11 protein-coding genes and 2 tRNA genes are annotated in these 15494 nt (G+C 72.0%); 10 read left to right on the top strand and 3 right to left on the bottom strand.

Going from position 1 to position 15494, the window contains the following annotated elements; genetic code table 11:
• Position 1 precedes the first annotated feature (1 nt).
• Both aztD and IM778_RS03465 read left to right on the top strand, forming a co-directional pair.
• On the top strand, positions 2 to 1216 hold the full coding sequence (gene aztD / locus IM778_RS03460) for a zinc metallochaperone AztD (protein WP_194410700.1): 1215 nt from the start codon (positions 2 to 4) through the stop codon (positions 1214 to 1216).
• A 157-nt stretch (positions 1217 to 1373) separates the two neighbouring features.
• Entirely contained in the window at positions 1374 to 2393 is a 1020-nt protein-coding gene (locus tag IM778_RS03465) for a hypothetical protein (protein WP_194410701.1), read from the top strand.
• 48 nt (positions 2394 to 2441) lie between these two features.
• On the opposite strand, the gene IM778_RS03470 is transcribed toward IM778_RS03465, so the two are convergent.
• Positions 2442 to 4040, bottom strand: a complete 1599-nt coding sequence (locus tag IM778_RS03470; RefSeq protein ID WP_194410702.1) for a phytoene desaturase family protein — start codon at positions 4038 to 4040, stop codon at positions 2442 to 2444.
• Between the two features lie 93 nt (positions 4041 to 4133).
• On the opposite strand from IM778_RS03470, the gene IM778_RS03475 reads away from it, so the two are divergent.
• Positions 4134 to 4934, top strand: a complete 801-nt coding sequence (locus IM778_RS03475) for an inositol monophosphatase family protein (RefSeq protein WP_194410703.1) — start codon at positions 4134 to 4136, stop codon at positions 4932 to 4934.
• A 309-nt stretch (positions 4935 to 5243) separates the two neighbouring features.
• On the opposite strand, the gene IM778_RS03480 is transcribed toward IM778_RS03475, so the two are convergent.
• Positions 5244 to 5537, bottom strand: a complete 294-nt coding sequence (locus IM778_RS03480) for a hypothetical protein (protein WP_194410704.1) — start codon at positions 5535 to 5537, stop codon at positions 5244 to 5246.
• Positions 5538 to 5808: 271 nt separating this feature from the next.
• On the opposite strand from IM778_RS03480, the gene IM778_RS03485 reads away from it, so the two are divergent.
• The 5 genes from IM778_RS03485 to IM778_RS03505 all read left to right on the top strand — a co-directional run bounded on the left by IM778_RS03485 (position 5809) and on the right by IM778_RS03505 (position 11228).
• Entirely contained in the window at positions 5809 to 7179 is a 1371-nt protein-coding gene (locus IM778_RS03485; RefSeq protein WP_228484728.1) for a M23 family metallopeptidase, read from the top strand.
• 62 nt (positions 7180 to 7241) lie between these two features.
• Positions 7242 to 7313: transfer RNA gene (locus tag IM778_RS03490), tRNA-Thr, on the top strand.
• Positions 7314 to 7348: 35 nt separating this feature from the next.
• Positions 7349 to 7422, top strand: a tRNA-Met gene (locus tag IM778_RS03495).
• Between the two features lie 126 nt (positions 7423 to 7548).
• A complete protein-coding gene (locus IM778_RS03500) occupies positions 7549 to 8895 on the top strand; it encodes a serine/threonine-protein kinase (protein WP_194410706.1) in 1347 nt (448 codons plus the stop codon).
• Between the two features lie 95 nt (positions 8896 to 8990).
• A complete protein-coding gene (locus tag IM778_RS03505) occupies positions 8991 to 11228 on the top strand; it encodes a LuxR family transcriptional regulator (RefSeq protein ID WP_194410707.1) in 2238 nt (745 codons plus the stop codon).
• Here the strand turns inward: IM778_RS03505 and IM778_RS03510 are convergent, their stop codons facing one another.
• A complete protein-coding gene (locus tag IM778_RS03510) occupies positions 11229 to 11852 on the bottom strand; it encodes a rhomboid family intramembrane serine protease (protein ID WP_194410708.1) in 624 nt (207 codons plus the stop codon).
• A 95-nt stretch (positions 11853 to 11947) separates the two neighbouring features.
• On the opposite strand from IM778_RS03510, the gene IM778_RS03515 reads away from it, so the two are divergent.
• On the top strand, positions 11948 to 12985 hold the full coding sequence (locus tag IM778_RS03515; RefSeq protein ID WP_194410709.1) for an alpha/beta hydrolase: 1038 nt from the start codon (positions 11948 to 11950) through the stop codon (positions 12983 to 12985).
• Between the two features lie 445 nt (positions 12986 to 13430).
• Positions 13431 to 15485 carry a heavy metal translocating P-type ATPase gene (locus tag IM778_RS03520; protein ID WP_228484823.1) on the top strand — a complete coding sequence of 685 codons (2055 nt, stop codon included), beginning with the start codon at positions 13431 to 13433 and terminating at the stop codon, positions 15483 to 15485.
• The last annotated feature ends 9 nt before the right edge of the window (positions 15486 to 15494 follow it).

Genomic DNA, 15494 nt, shown 5'->3' on the forward strand with positions numbered 1-15494 from the left:
CATGCGAATACCCACGTTGCGCCGCGCCGGATCGGCCGTCGTCGTCGCCGTCGGTGCCGTCGCCGCCCTCGCGGCCTGCGCGTCCACGCCCGCCGGCGTGACGGATGCCGCACCCTCCGCATCGTCGGAGCTTTCGGCCGGACCGCGCGTCGCCCTCTCGTACGAGGGCGGCATCCTCGTGCTCGACGGCGCCACGCTCGAGGTCGTCGCCGATTTCGACAGCGAGGAGTTCACCCGGCTCAACCCAGCCGGTGACGATCGTCACGTCATGGTGACCATGAGCGAGGGCTTCCAGGTGCTCGACACGGCCGCGGGCACCACCGAGGAGCCCGCGCTGACCGACCTCGTGTTCGAGGCCGACGCCCCCGGACACGTCGTGCGTCACGGGGGGAAGACGATCCTGTACGCCGACGGCACGAGCGACACGACGATCTTCGACACCGCCGATCTCGCCGCGAGCGAGGACGCGCTCCCCGAGACCGAGACGATCGAGGGAGTCGAGGCGCACCACGGCGTGTCGGTCGTGCTCGAGGACGGCACGTTCCTGACCACGGTCGGCAACGCCGACGGTCGCAACGGGATCGTGGTGCAGGACGAGGCCGGTGAGGTCATCGCCGAGAGCGACCAGTGCCCGGGCGTGCACGGCGAGGGCACCGCGGCGGACGAGGCGGTCGTCTTCGGCTGCGAGAACGGCGCGCTCCTCTACCACGACGGCGAGATCGTCAAGCTCGACGCTCCCGACCAGCCGTACGGCCGCATGGGCAACGCGTACGTCAGCGAGACGAGCCCGCTCGTGGTCGGCGACTACAAGAACGACCCGGATGCCGAGGGGTACCTCCTGCGCGCCGTCACGGTCATCGACACCGAGGCCGCCACGCTCGAGGTCATCGACCTCCCCGACGGTGTCGAGTACACGTTCCGCGACATCGCACGCGGACCGGAAGACCTCGGGTACATCCTCTCCGCGGACGGCTCGATCCACGTGTTCGACCCCGAGTCCCGTGAGCTCGTCGACGCCTTCCCCATCGTGGAGCCGTGGGAGAGCCCTGTCGAATGGCAGGACGCTCACCCGGCGATCGTGGTCGTCGGCGACATCGCCTACGTCACCGAGCCCGCCTCCGACAAGGTCCACGCCGTCGATCTGACGACCGGCGAGGTGGTCGCCTCGGCGACCCTCGAGGTCACGCCCAACGAGATCGCCGTCGCGGCCGGGTGACGATCGGTGCGGAGGCAGGGATCGCCGTACCTGCCTCCGCATCCCCGGGGATCCGGCCGGACCCTGTCCACCGGCGCGCGTCGCCAAGCTCCCGGCCGAACGAGGCCGCGTGCCAGGATGGGCATGCGGATCTCATCCGCGACACGAGAGGAACGCCATGACCGCGCCCGACCCGTACGCCCCCACCCAGTCCCCACGCGCCGCGTCGTGGCTCCGCGCCGCGATCTGGGTGGCGATCGGCGCGCTCATCGCCGCGGCGATCGTCTGCGTGATCTGGGTGCTCGTCGGCGACCAGAACGACATCGTCGGGCGCGCCTTCCTCACGATCCTGCTGCTGGCGGCGTTCGCCGGCGTCGCGATCCTCGACGCCCACCTCGCACCCCGCCGGCCCGCGTGGTTCGCGCTGGCGAGCATGGCGACGTGGATCGTCACGCTCCTGCTCGGAGCCGTCATGATCTGGATGCCGGAGCGCTTCCCCTGGCTCGGATTCTCACGCTTCATCCAGTTCCTGCTGATCGTGCTGATCCTGCAGCTGGTGCTGCTTCACGTCCGCCTCTACATGAAGGCGTTCCAGCGCTACGACACCCCCTTCACGCGCATCGTCGCGATCGTCACGATCACCCTGGTGGTCTCGCTCGCCGCGCTGCTGGTCATCCCGCTTGCATTCGGCGAGTGGCTCGACCTCCCCGAGATCTACTGGCGGATCGTGGTCGCGGTGGCGATCCTCGCCGCCGTCGGCACCGCCGTCATCCCGCTCGTGAACCTGCTCTTCGCGCCGAAGAAGCCGCAGCCCCAGCCGATGGCGTACGGCTACGGCCAGGCCGCCATCCCGGCCGGTCCGTACGCGCCGGCCGAGGCTCAGTCCCAGACCCCGGCGTACGCGCCGGCACCGCCGTCCGCCCCCGAGCCGGCCGCGCAGGAACTCCTGCCGTGGCCGACCTACGTGGACGGCGCCACCCCGCTGCCGATGCTTCCCGATGGCTCGCCCGACTGGAACGCCTACTACACGGGGTATCCGACGCCCGGCGCCCACGTGTTCGCTCCGGCCGACGCAGCCGCTCAGGCCCCGTCGGCCTCCGAGCAGGCGCCGGAGCCGCCCGTGTCCCCGCAGGCGCCGACGGCACCGTCCGGGTACGAGGGCTACCCGCCTCCGCCTCCGCTCCCGCCGAGGAGCTGACCGCGGACGCGCGGGCGACGGCCGGGGTCGTCGCCCGCGACACCGCGGTCAGCGGGCGAGCAGTTCCAGTGCGGCCATCGCCGCATTGTGCCCGCCCAGGCCGCTGACCGCGCCGCCGCGGCGGGCGCCCGACCCGCACACCAGCACGTTCGGGTGCGTCGTCGCGACGCCCCAGCGCTCGGCCGGCGAGTCGAGAGGCTCGTCGTCCTCCGCCCACGGCCACGCGAGTGCGCCGTGGAAGATGTCGCCGCCGGCCATGCCGAGCGAGCTTTCGAGGTCGGCGGTCGTCCGCGCCTCGATGCATGGCGTCGCGTCCGGGGCCTCGTAGAGGACGCTCGCGAGGGGCTCGGCGAGCACCGCGTCGAGCGATGACTGGGCCGCGTCGAGGAGAGCTTGGCGCGAGGCATCCGGGTCCCGCTCGTCGACGAGACGATGCGGCACCTGCAGGCCGAACAGTGTCAGGGTGTGCGCACCCGAGGCGCGCAGCTCGGCCCCGAGGATCGACGGGTCGGTCAGCGAATGGCAGTAGATCTCGGCCGGCAGCGGATCGGGGATGCCGCCGCCCGACGCCGTCGCATGCGCCCGGTCGAGCTGCGACATGGTCTCGTTCACGTGGAACGTCCCCGCGAACGCCGCCTCGGGCGAGACGTGCGGGTCGCGCAGGCGAGGCAGGCGGCGCAGCAGCATGTTGACCTTCAGCTGCGCGCCCTCGGGTGCCTCCGCGCCGGGCGCCGCCGCGCCGGCCCCGCCGGCGGCGAGCAGGCGCGCCAGGACCGTCGGCCCGACCCCGCTCAGCACGAGACGGCCGTGCACGGCTCCGGGTGCGGCGCCCGCGATCTCGACGTGCCCGTCCGGTGAGACGGCGGTGACCTCGGCGCTCGTCCGCAGTTCGGCGCCGGCGGCTCGCGCGGCGCGGGCGAGTTCATCGGTGACGTGGCCCATGCCTCCCACGGGCACATCCCAGTCGCCGGTGCCGCCGCCGATCACGTGGTACAGCAGGCAGCGGTTCTGCCGCAGGCTCTCGTCGTCCGCGGTCGCGAAGGTGCCGATCAGCCCGTCGGTGAGCGCGATGCCGCGCGCGATGTCGGTCTCGAGCGAGGCCCGCAGCATCCCGCCGAGCGGGCGATCGACGAGGTCCGCCCACAGTGCGTCGTCTCGGAGCAGGCCGCGCACCTCCCGTCGCCGGCGCAGCGGCTCGGTCATCGTCGGGAACAGCAGCCGGGCAGCGGGGGCCAGGCGTGCGTAGAAGGCGCTGAACCTGTCGGCCTCGGCGCCGCTCCCGGTGACTCGGGCGAACGAGTCGGCGGTGGCCGAGGCATCCGCCGTGTCGACGAGGACGCCGCGCGACGGGTCGCCCGGGTCGGGCGTGTACGACGAGTAGCGCCGGCGGCGCAGACGGATGTCGAGCCCCAGATCGTCGACGATGCGGCGGGGGAGGAGGCTCACCAGGTACGAGTAGCGCGACAGCCGGGCGTCGACGCCGGCCCACGGCCGCTCCGACACCGCCGCGCCGCCGACGTGGTCGAGCCGCTCGAGGACGAGCACCGAGCGGCCGGCGCGTCCGAGATAGGCGGCCGCGACGAGGGCGTTGTGCCCGCCGCCCACGATCACGACGTCGTAGCTGCGGGATGGGTCTGCGCTGGCCATACGCCCCCACGGTACCGGCACCGTCCCTGTGGGAAAGAACCCGAGAGGGCGAGGGGCGGAAAGAGCGGAAGAGGGGCGGGATAGCGTGGAGGCATGAGCCTCGCACACGACCTCGAAGCCCTCGCCGTCGGCATCGCGCGCGAGGCCGGCGATCTGGCGCGCGCACGCCGTGACGTGGGCGTGGCCATCGCCGCGACCAAGTCCGCGCTCGCCGACATCGTCACCGAGGCCGACCGCGAAGTCGAGGCGCTCATCCGGTCGCGCCTGAAGGCCGCACGACCCGACGACGGGTTCCTCGGCGAAGAGAGCGGCGCCGAGACCGGGCGAAGCGGCATCACGTGGGTCGTCGACCCCATCGACGGCACCGTCAACTACGCGTACGGCATCCCGACCTACGCCGTCAGCATCGCGGCCGTGCGCGGCGAGCCGGTGCCCGAGAGCTGGGAGGTGCTCGCCGGCGCGGTACACAACCCCGCTGCGGGCGAGATGTTCCACGCGGCGCAGGGCGAGGGCGCGTGGCTCGGCGATCGGCGACTGGCCGTCAGCACCGACGTCGGCGGGGCGGGCGCGCTCATCGGGACGGGCTTCGGCTACGACCCGGCGACCCACGCGGGCGACCTCGCTCTCGTCGAGCGGGTCATGCCGATCGCGCGCGACCTGCGGCGCGCGGGTGCGGCGTCGCTCGACCTCGCCTCGGTCGCGGCCGGACGGCTCGACGCGTACTACGAGCGCGGGCTGCAGCCCTGGGACCTCGCCGCCGGTTCGCTCCTCGTCGCCGAAGCCGGTGGTCGTTTTGCGCGGGCGACGCCCGACGGATCAGGCCGCGCGCCGCTCGTGGTGGCCGCCTGCCCGGCGGTCTTCGACGAGCTCGCGACCATCACCGGACTCGCGTGAACCGGTGTCCTCTCACAGAACCCTCATGAAACGCCCGGGCAAAACCCGACCTGTACATGGCATTCCCAGGGCACCCGGGGTAGTGTTTACCCGATCGTTACCTTCGTCACCCGAACGACGAGGGTCGTCATAGCCCGAACGACCGATTCGTCGCGTCCCCCCGCGACTCGACCGAGAGCCCGCCGCCGCATTGCCTTTCGACGCCCCGATGGCTGAGCCTGCGCCCACGCGCCGGTCGAGCCGCACCTCCGCAACGCCTGCTCAGGCGACCCCGGAGACCGCAGGGGCATCGCGCGCGGAGGCCCGCCGTCAGGCGGCGAGCGGGGCTCCCGAACGCCCGACGGTGGTGTGGGGCCGCGCCGCCGCGACGACGGCGCCGGATGCCGCAACCCGCACCCCGCGCAGCGCACCGGCGGCGCCGACCGTCCGGCCTGATTCGAGTGCGCCGGTCGTCGGGTCTGCGGAGACCGCCGCAGCCGAGTCCGCCGCCAGGCCCGCGGATACCGCCCCGACTGCACGGACGGCCCAGTCTGCGCCGATCGGGCCCGCCGCCCCGGCTGCGCCCGTGGCATCCGCAACCGCGGCGTCCGCGGCCCCTGGCATGCAGCGGCGGCGTCGAGCCGCCTCGGCATCCGCCCCCGCAGCTCGAGAGTCCGCTCCCTCCCCTGAGCCTTCGGCTCGCAGCACCGCTCCCGCTCCCGCGTCGGTCGAACCGGCGGTGGTCGTCGGGCACGTGATCGAGCCCGTCGTACCGGCGTCACCCGCTCCCGCTGTGGCTGCGGCGGCCGTCGCCCCCGCGGCCTCTGTCGCCCCCGCGGCCGCTGCCCCGACGAGTCGCCGCGCACGTCGCACGCAGACCGCCGAGCAGCCCGTCGTGGTGCCTCCCATCGCCACCGCGGCGGTCGACGTGCCGCGCGCCGCGTCGACGTTCGATGGCACGCCGCGTCGGCGCGACGAGCCGGCCCCCCTGCTCGAGACGGTCCTCGCCCCCGCCGAGCCCTTCGAACTCCTCGAGCCCGCACCTGAAGCCGCCGTCGGCCGTCCCGTGACCTCGTCCGACGAACTGGCGGAGGCACCCGCAACAGCGTCTGCTGGCGGCGGCGTGTCCGGCGAAGAAGCTGATCGCGTAGGCGCCGCCGAGCACACCATCGAGACCATCGCCAAGATCGTCGCGGCCGAGGCCGTCGCCGCCGCGGCGGATTCCGCGCCGGTCGCCGAGCGCCGCGAGACGCCGGTCGCCGAGCAGCCGGCGCAGCCGCGGCCGTCGTACGACGAGCGCCCCCGCACCGCGCGCGTCGAGCCCCTGACCGGCCCGATCGCGGAGCAGACGGCATCCGATGTCGACGAGTTCGAGGCGGCGAGCCGGATGTTCTCGTTCGCATCCGAGGTTCCGGTTCGCGAGACCGCGGCCGACGAGGCGCCTGCCGAAGACACCGCGCGGGCGGCGGCGTCGTCGAAGCCCCATGCCGCTCCGCGTCGCGCGAGGGCCGCTCGGGGAGCCTCGTTCAAGCGGGTCGCGACCGCGTCGTTCTCGATCGGCGTGTTCGGGATCGTCGGACTCATGGCGGTCGGCATGACGACCCCCGTCGAGGCGGTGGCGGCGGCCAGCGGCGCCGACGCGTCGATGTCGGTCGTCGCGCCCGCGAAGGGCACCGTCGTCACCGAGATCGACGAGGACGAGATCCAGGCGTACGTCGCCCCGGCCAGCGCCCAGAACGACACGCTCGATCGCACCGAGAACTATGCCACGACGACGATGGCCGAGCTGGCGTCCGAGGCGGGCATCAAGAACTTCTCCAACCTGTTCCGCAACGACCCCAACTCCAACATCCAATGGCCGTTCGCCGTGGGTGTGACGATGTCGTACGGCTTCGGCATGCGCTCGGGTCGCATGCACCAGGGCGTCGACTTCACGCCCGGGGCGGGCGCTCCGATCCAGGCGATCGCCGACGGCACGGTGCGCGTTGCTTCGGAGGCGGGCGGCGCCTACGGCGTGCACGTCATCATCGACCACATGATCGACGGCCAGCTGGTCTCGAGCCACTACGCGCACATGCAGTACGGCTCGATGGAGGTCACGCCCGGCCAGCACGTCACGGTCGGGACGATCCTCGGCCGGACCGGCAACACCGGACGCTCGTACGGCGCCCACACCCACTTCGAGATCCTCGTGAACGGCACCACCGCGATCGACCCCATGGCGTGGCTGCGCGAGCACACCGACGGCACCCACACCGTGGGCTGATCAGTTCGGAAGGATGCCTCGGCTCTGGTATTCTCTTCTAGTTGCCTGCGAGCAGGCAGCACGCCCCGATAGCTCAGTGGCAGAGCACTTCCATGGTAAGGAAGGGGTCGTCAGTTCAATCCTGACTCGGGGCTCGCAGCATCCGTCTCAGTGACCGCGGATGCGGTGCGGCAGGGTAGCTCAGTTGGTGAGAGCGCACGACTCATAATCGTGAGGTCGCGGGTTCAAGCCCCGCTCCTGCTACAGATCAAGACCCCCGGATTTCCGGGGGTTTTGTCGTGTCGGGCCCGTGACTGCCGCGTACCCACCTTCTGCAGCTAGCGTCGTAGGAGATGGTGGCGCGTCGCATCGCGCGGCGAGGAGGAACCGATGAGCGCTGTGGGGGTCGACCCGCCGGCGTTGCTCGACGGTCGGTATCGGCTGGGCGAGTGCGTCGGCGAGGGCGGCATGGCCCGCGTCTACCGAGCTGAGGACGTGATTCTGGGCCGGACGGTCGCGATCAAGCTGATCCGGCCTGGAGTCGACGGCGCCTCGTCGGAGCGCGCGCGGAGCGAGGTGACACTGCTCGCTTCGCTGAATCATCCGTCTCTGGTGACGCTGTTCGATGCCCGTCTCGTTCCCGGCGAACCCGAGTATCTGGCGATGGAGTTCGTCGACGGACCCACGCTTGCATCGCGGGTGGCCTCCGGCGGGCCGCTGCCCGCCGAGATGGCCGGACACCTCGCAGCGGAGCTCGCCGAGGCGCTTCACGTCGTGCACACGGCCGGCATCGTGCACCGCGACATCAAGCCGTCCAACGTGCTGCTCAGCCCCGCCCCGCTGCCCGGCGCCCGGCCGCGCGCGAAGCTGGCGGACTTCGGGATCGCATACCTGCTCGATGCCTCTCGCCTCACCTCGCCGGGGCTCGTGATCGGGACGGTGGCGTACTTGGCGCCCGAGCAGATCCGAGGTGGTGAGCCGGCACCCGCGTCCGACATCTATTCGCTCGCCCTCGTGCTTCTGGAAGCGCTGACGGGGGAGCGCGTGCATCCGCACGGGGCCGGCATGGCGGCTGCGCTCGCGCGGCTCGAGAGCCCGCCGCCGATCCCTGCGTCGCTGGATCGCCGCTGGGCCGATCTGCTCACGCGCATGATGCGCCTCGAGCCGTCGGAGCGCCCGACCGCGGCCGAAGTCGCCATCGCCGCGCACCATCTCACCGAGCGGGTGCCGGCGGTCGCGCCCGAGACGCCCCGGACGCAGACCGACGCCACCGCTGCGCTCACCGCACCGACGCTCCTCGCGCCGGCGGAAGTCACCGCGCCGACGCTCCTCGCGCCGGTGGCGGCCACCGTCCCGGCGTCATCGGCGCCCGCCTCAGGTGGGCAGCCGCTCCGCGACCGTCGACGGAGGCGACTGATCGCGACGATCGGAGGAGCCCTCGCCGCCGCGGTCGTGGCGACCGCGGCGATCATCGGCATCTCGACGCTCGCGGGCTCGCCGCAGACACCCGATCCGGCGCTGACCGTGCCCGCCGAGGACCCGTCCGACGTCCCGCCGGATGACACCGGCAACGACATCGTCGTGGGTCCCGGGATGACCGACGAGGAGCGCAAGGCCGCGGAAAAGGAGCGCAAGCGACTCGAGGAGGAGCAGAAGAAGCGCGAAGAGGAGCAGCGCAAACAGCAGGAGGAGGAGCAGAAGCGGCTTGAGAGGGAACAGCGGGACGACGACGACTGACCCGGCGCGGCGATCGCGCCCAGCGGCGGAGCACGCAGCGGCACGCCGACGTCATGGTCCGATGGCGGGCAACCCGGGCACAATAGGATGCCGTCGTGGGGGATGATCTGGGCGACGATTCGTCGCGCCGCGATCTGCAGAGGATTCTGCTCGCGAGCAAGACGCGTGCGCCTACGCCGCGAACGGCAACCGTCAGTCGCCGGCATCTCATCGATCGCGCACGAGCAAGCGCGGCGCCGGTGGTCTCGATCAGCGCGCCCGCCGGCTACGGCAAGTCCACGATGCTCGCCGAGTGGGCGGCGACCGAGACGCGCGTCGTCGCGTGGGTGTCGCTCGATCGCACCGACGACGACCCGGCATCCCTCCTTTCGGTGATCGCAGCGGCATGCGCCTCGTTCAGCCCGGCCGCCGAAGACGTGATCGCCGAGATGCGAGGCATCGGCCCGACATCGCTCGGCCGGTCGGCGCCGCTGCTCGCCGGTGCGCTGGCCGCGTCTCCGAAGGCCTTCGTGCTCTTCATCGACGACCTGCACCGCGCGCGGTCGTCGGCGTGCCAGGACGCGATCGAGGTGCTGCTCTCTCGCGTCCCCGCCGGGTCGCAGGTCGTCTTGTCGAGCCGTCATGAGCCACCGGTTCTCGCACGTCAGCGGGCCGCCGGGCGGTCGTGGGATCTGTCTGCGGGCGATCTCTCGCTCGACTCGCGGGGCGCCCGCGCGATCTTCGACCAAGCCGAGGTCGCGATCGACGACGACGATCTCCGCGGCATCGTCCAGCGTTGCGAGGGATGGCCGACAGGCATCTTCCTGTGTGCGCTCGTCGCGCGCAGCGGTGGCGAGGCGCGCTCGGTGACGGGCGAGGACCGCTACCTCTCGGACTACCTCTACCGCGAATGCCTCACCCGGCTTCCGGACTCGCTCCAGTCGTTCCTGCGGCGGACCGCGGTGTTCGATCAGCTGTCGGCGGCGAGCTGCAACGCGCTGCTCGGCACGGACGATTCCGCTGCCCGCCTGCAGGAAGTCGAGGCGCTGAACCTCTTCCTGGTGCCGCTCGACCGTGAACGCGGGTGGTACAGATACCACGCGCTCTTCCGCGAGTTCCTCCTCGCCGAGTTCGAGCGCGCGGAGGGGGCGGATGCCGTAGCCGACATGCATGCGCGGGCGGCCCGGTGGCACGAGGACCACGGCCTCCGGGTCGAGGCCGTCGAGCACCTCCTGCGCGGCGGCCGGACGGCGGATGCGGCGCGGCTGATCGGCGAGATCGCTCTGCCGCTGTACCAGGCCGGGCAGGTTCTGACGGTCGATCGCTGGCTGTCGGCGCTCGGCGAGAGGTTCGTGCGGGCCAGCCCGCCGCTGGCGCTCTTCGCCGCGTGGATCGCGATCCTCCACGGGCGCACGCGAACCGCCGAGGCCTGGGTGCGGATCGTGGAGGAGGTCGACACGACGCCGTTCCCCCCAGAGGCCCGCCAGGCGTTCGCGGCCTCGCAGGCGATGCTGCGCGCTGCGATGTGCGCGGGCGGGTTCGAGCAGTTGCTCGTCGACGCGACCTTCGCGTACGGGCACGAGCCGGCGGGCAGCGACTGGCGGAGCCTCGCGGCGTACCTGTACGGCTCGGCGCTCCTGCTCGCCGGCGACGCGGACGCCGCCCGGCCCGCGCTCACCGAAGCCGCCGGCGCCCTGACGCCCGCCGCCGCCTCGGATCGCGTCATCCTCGCCGAGGCGGAGCTCGCGATCCTCGCGATCGAGGAACGGAACTGGCCGGATGCCGCGGCCCACGCCCACCGCGGAGTGGCGCTGATCGACGAGCTCCACGTCGACGGCTACGCCACCACGGCGCTGGCGCTGGCCGTGGCGGCCCGCGTGGCGTTCAACGACGGGAGGCGCGCCGAGGGCGATCGCCTGCTCGCCCGCGCCATGCGCGCCCGTGTCGGATGCACGTACCTGCTGCCCTATCTGTCCATGCGCGTGCGACTGCAGCTGGCGAAAGCACATCTCGCGATCGGCGACCGCTCCGCCACCAACCATCTGATGCGCGAGATCGACGACCTGCTTCACCGGTGCCCTGACGTCGGCGCACTCTCCGACGACATCGAGGCGTTCCGTCGCACGCTCGACACGCATCCGGCGCTCGGCGGGTCGGTGCCGCTCACCCCGGCCGAGCTGCGCCTGCTCCCGTACCTGCAGACGCACCTGACCGTCGCCGAGATCGGCGATCGCCTGTTCGTCTCGCGCAACACCGTGAGCTCGCAGCTCGGGTCGATCTACCGCAAGCTCGGGGTCACGACTCGCAGCGGGGCTGTCGACAGTGCGATCGAGGTCGGCCTGCTCGGGCGCTGATCAGACGGCTCGCGCCGTGTGCGCGTGGCCGCGCCTCGGGCGCGTGACGATCGCCGCGACGCCTCCGCCGATCGCCCCGAACAGGTGTGCCTGCCACGAGATCCCCTCGGCGGCGCCGAAGATCCCCGCCAGCATGCTGCTGCCGTAGAGCACGGCGACGGCGATCGCGATGAGCGCATAGAGGATGCCGTGCCCCAGCGATCGCGCGACGAATGCCCGGACGAGCAGGTAGCCGAAGTACCCGAACACGAGTCCCGAGGCCCCCACCGTGACGGCGCCCGGCGCGGTGAACACCCACGTGCCGAGACCGCCGATCACGGCGATGATCGCCGTGATCGCCCAGAAGCGCCCGATCCCATCGAGCGCGACGAGCACTCCGAGGATGAGGAACGGCACCGTGTTCGACAGCAGGTGCGGCCATCCGCTGTGCAGAGCGGGCGAGAGCACCAGGCCGTCGAGCCCGTCGAGCGTCCACGACTCGATGCCGTACAGGTGATTCCAGCTGCCGGGAATCACGTCGTCGAGCACGCGGACGATCCACATCACGCCGAGGAGGATCAGCGGCTGGATGACGCGGCCGAGGATGCCGCCGCCCCGGCGCTGCGGTGGGCTCGTGCTCGTCATATGCCCATCGTCGCATCCATCGCGTCGGCTTGAGCGGCTGACGCGACACCGGCCGATAGCCTCATCGGAAGGACCACGATGATCGGGGGACAGCGATGGCGCCGGAGACGGACGAGAAGCGCACGCGTACGCGGCGGCATCGGGGACTGCTGATCTCTCTCGGAGTCGTCCTGTCGATCGTGCTGGCCGTCGTGGTGGTCCTCTCGCTGACGCCGTGGCCGTCGGCGATGCTGATCCGGGCGGTCTTCGAGCAGGGCGGCAGATCGACCGCCGCCGAGATGAGCCGCCACGTTCCCGACACGCCGCTGCGTGAGCTGACCGGCGTCGCGTACTCCGACGCGGGCGACGGCCTCACCCTCGATGTGTACACCGCCGCCGGGGAGGGGGAGGAGCGCCCGGCGGTCGTGTGGATCCACGGCGGGGCATGGATCTCGGGGTCGTCCGCCGACGTCGATCCGTACATGCGGATTCTCGCCGACGCCGGGTACACCGCGATCGCGGTGAACTACACCCTCGGACCGGAGGGCGTCTATCCGACGGCGGTCGACGAGATCAATGAGGCGATGGCCTATATCGACGACCACGCCCAGGCACTGTCGGTCGACTCGAGCCGGCTGGTGATCGCGGGCGATTCGGCGGGCGGTCAGCTCGCGAGCCAGATGGCCACCTTGGTGACGAACCCCGAGTACGCCGAGCTGATGGACGTCGACCCGGCGTGGTCGGCCGACCAGCTCGTAGGGGCGATCCTCAACTGCGGCGTGTACGACCTGCGGGCCATGACGGAGTTGCCGGGCATCGCCGGCTGGGGCTTCAAGGTCGCCCTGTGGTCGTACACCGGCACGAAGGACTGGGCGGCGGAGTCATCCGGCGCCACGATGTCGACGATCGAGTTCGTCACGTCGGACTTTCCGCCGACGTACATCAGCGGCGGCAACGGCGACGGCCTCACATGGCTCGAGGGCATCCCGATGGCCCAGCGGCTGCGGAGTCTCGGTGTGCCGGTGACCGCCGTGTTCTGGCCGGCGGATCACGAGCCGGCCCTTCCACACGAGTACCAGTTCCATCTCGACCTCGACGAGGCGCAGCACGCTCTCGACGAGACGCTGGCGTACTTGGACTCCGTCACGTCCTGACGATCCGGCACCGCGTGCCGGCCGAGGCGACGACGGATGCCGGGGGACCGCGCTCGCGCGGGGCTGGGCGGCATCCTTCACGAACGTCATCGATTGGAGCTCGGTGAAGCCTGCCACGCCTGGAATAGTGTGCGCGCCGGCGGGGTTGCGGGTGATACCCCCTGGGGGTACTAATGAAGTAGCGCGAGAGGAGAGCACGATGAGCGACCCGCACGATCACGGCACGCACGGCCTCACCCATGCCCACGACACTCACGTCGGCGACGCCGGGAACGACGGGCACGGCGACCACGCGCACGATCACGCGGGTCACTCGCACCACGCCCACGATTACTCCGGCCACGCGCAGGACCACTCCGGCCACGCGCACGATCACGCGGGCCACGCGCACGATCACGCGGGCCACGCCCAGGCCGGCGACACCCCCGCGATGGATCACGCCGCGATGGACCACGCCGCCCACGCCGGGCACGCTGCCCCGGGCGGCCACGCCCGGCACGGCGGCCACGCCGGACACGGTGCTGACCATGTCGCCCAGTTCCGGCGCCTGTTCTGGATCAACCTCGCGCTCGCGGTCCCGGTCGTCGCGTTGTCGGGCATGTTCGCGATGATCCTGGGGTACTCGCTGCCCGATGTGCCGCTGATCGGATGGATCCCGCCCGTCCTCGGCACGGTCATGTTCGTGTGGGGAGGCCGGCCGTTCCTCACCGGCGCCGTGTCGGAGCTGCGCGCCCGTCAGCCCGGCATGATGCTGCTGATCGGTCTCGCGATCACGGTGGCGTTCGTCGCCTCGTGGGGGGCGACCCTCGGGCTGCTCGACCACCAGCTCGACTTCTGGTGGGAGCTCGCGCTCCTCATCGTCATCATGCTCCTCGGGCACTGGCTCGAGATGCGCTCGCTCGCGCAGACGACGTCGGCGCTCGACTCGCTCGCGGCGCTTCTCCCGGATGAGGCCGAACGCGTCGAAGGCGACCGCATCGTGACGGTGGCGCCCGCCGAGCTGCGTGTCGGGGATGTCGTCGTCGTCCGCCCGGGCGGCAGCGTCCCGGCCGACGGGCGCATCGTCGACGGACGCGCCGACATGGACGAGTCGATGATCACCGGCGAGTCGCGCCCGGTGGCGCGCGCTGCTGGTGACCCCGTCACGGCGGGCACCGTCGCGACCGACTCGGGGCTGCGTGTCGAGGTCACCGCGATCGGGGACGACACCACGATCGCCGGCATCCGTCGCCTCGTCGCCGAGGCGCAGAACTCGACGTCGCGCGCGCAGCGCCTGGCGGATCGCGCGGCGGGCTGGTTGTTCTGGTTCGCGCTGGGCGCGGCGGCGGTCACCGCGATCGTGTGGACCGTGCTCGGTCTGCCCGACGAGGCGGTCGTGCGCACCATCACGGTGCTCGTGATCGCGTGCCCCCACGCACTCGGCCTCGCGATCCCGCTCGTGGTGTCGATCGCGACCGAACGCGCGGCCCGCGGCGGCGTGCTCGTGAAGGATCGCCTGGCGCTGGAGAGCATGCGCACGATCGACGCCGTGCTCTTCGACAAGACCGGCACGCTCACCAAGGGCGAGCCGACCGTCGTCGACGTCGCCGCGGAGTCGGGCCTCGATGCCGACACTGTGCTCGCGCTCGCCGCGGCCGCCGAGGCCGACAGCGAGCACCCGCTCGCCCGGGCGATCGTGCGCGCGGCCGAGGCCCGCGGCATCCGCATCCCCACCGCGACCGGGTTCGCCTCGTCGCCCGCGGTCGGCGTCACCGCGACGGTCGAGGGCCGCGACGTGCGGGTCGGCGGCCCGCGGCTGCTCGAAGACGTCGGGGCCGCCGACGTGAGCGCCGCCGAGGCGTGGCGCGAGCAGGGCTCGATCGTGCTTCATGTCGTGCGCGAAGGCACCGTCATCGGTGGCCTCGCGCTGGCCGACGAGATCCGCCCCGAGTCGCGCGAAGCCGTCGAGGCGCTGCACAAGCTCGGTGTCGAGGTGGTCATGATCACGGGGGATGCCGAACCCGTGGCCCGGTCGGTGGCCGAGGCCCTCGGCATCCGTCGTGTCTTTGCGGGCGTGCGTCCCGAAGACAAGGCCGCGAAGGTCGCCGAGCTGCAGCGCGAGGGCAAGAAGGTCGCGATGGTCGGCGACGGCGTGAACGACGCTCCCGCACTCGCGCGAGCCGACGTCGGCATCGCGATCGGCGCGGGCACCGACGTCGCGATCGGGTCTGCCGGGGTGATCCTCGCCTCGAGCGACCCGCGGTCGGTGCTGTCGGTCATCGAGCTCTCGCGTGCGAGCTACCGCAAGATGACCCAGAACCTGTGGTGGGCGGCCGGGTACAACCTCATCTCGGTGCCGCTCGCGGCCGGCGTGCTCGCACCTGTCGGGCTCGTGCTCCCGATGTCGGTGGGTGCGATCCTGATGTCGCTCTCGACGATCGTGGTCGCCCTCAACGCGCAGCTGCTGCGCCGGCTCGACCTCGCGCCCGAGCGCAGCGCCCGGGCCGTGCTCGAGCGCTGACCCGTCCTC

The sequence above is a fragment of the Microbacterium cremeum genome (genome assembly GCF_015277855.1).
Classification (GTDB): domain Bacteria; phylum Actinomycetota; class Actinomycetes; order Actinomycetales; family Microbacteriaceae; genus Microbacterium; species Microbacterium cremeum.

Bases quoted from the DNA above. Each gene is read 5' to 3' on its own strand.
- IM778_RS03465 (WP_194410701.1), top strand. From the start codon at position 1,374: ATGACCGCGCCCGACCCGTACGCCCCCACCCAGTCCCCACGCGCCGCG.
- aztD (WP_194410700.1), top strand. From the start codon at position 2: ATGCGAATACCCACGTTGCGCCGCGCCGGATCGGCCGTCGTCGTCGCC.
- IM778_RS03475 (WP_194410703.1), top strand. From the start codon at position 4,134: ATGAGCCTCGCACACGACCTCGAAGCCCTCGCCGTCGGCATCGCGCGC.
- IM778_RS03520 (WP_228484823.1), top strand. From the start codon at position 13,431: ATGGACCACGCCGCCCACGCCGGGCACGCTGCCCCGGGCGGCCACGCC.
- IM778_RS03480 (WP_194410704.1), bottom strand. From the start codon at position 5,537: ATGCCAGGGGCCGCGGACGCCGCGGTTGCGGATGCCACGGGCGCAGCC.
- IM778_RS03510 (WP_194410708.1), bottom strand. From the start codon at position 11,852: ATGACGAGCACGAGCCCACCGCAGCGCCGGGGCGGCGGCATCCTCGGC.
- IM778_RS03500 (WP_194410706.1), top strand. From the start codon at position 7,549: ATGAGCGCTGTGGGGGTCGACCCGCCGGCGTTGCTCGACGGTCGGTAT.
- IM778_RS03470 (WP_194410702.1), bottom strand. From the start codon at position 4,040: ATGGCCAGCGCAGACCCATCCCGCAGCTACGACGTCGTGATCGTGGGC.
- IM778_RS03515 (WP_194410709.1), top strand. From the start codon at position 11,948: ATGGCGCCGGAGACGGACGAGAAGCGCACGCGTACGCGGCGGCATCGG.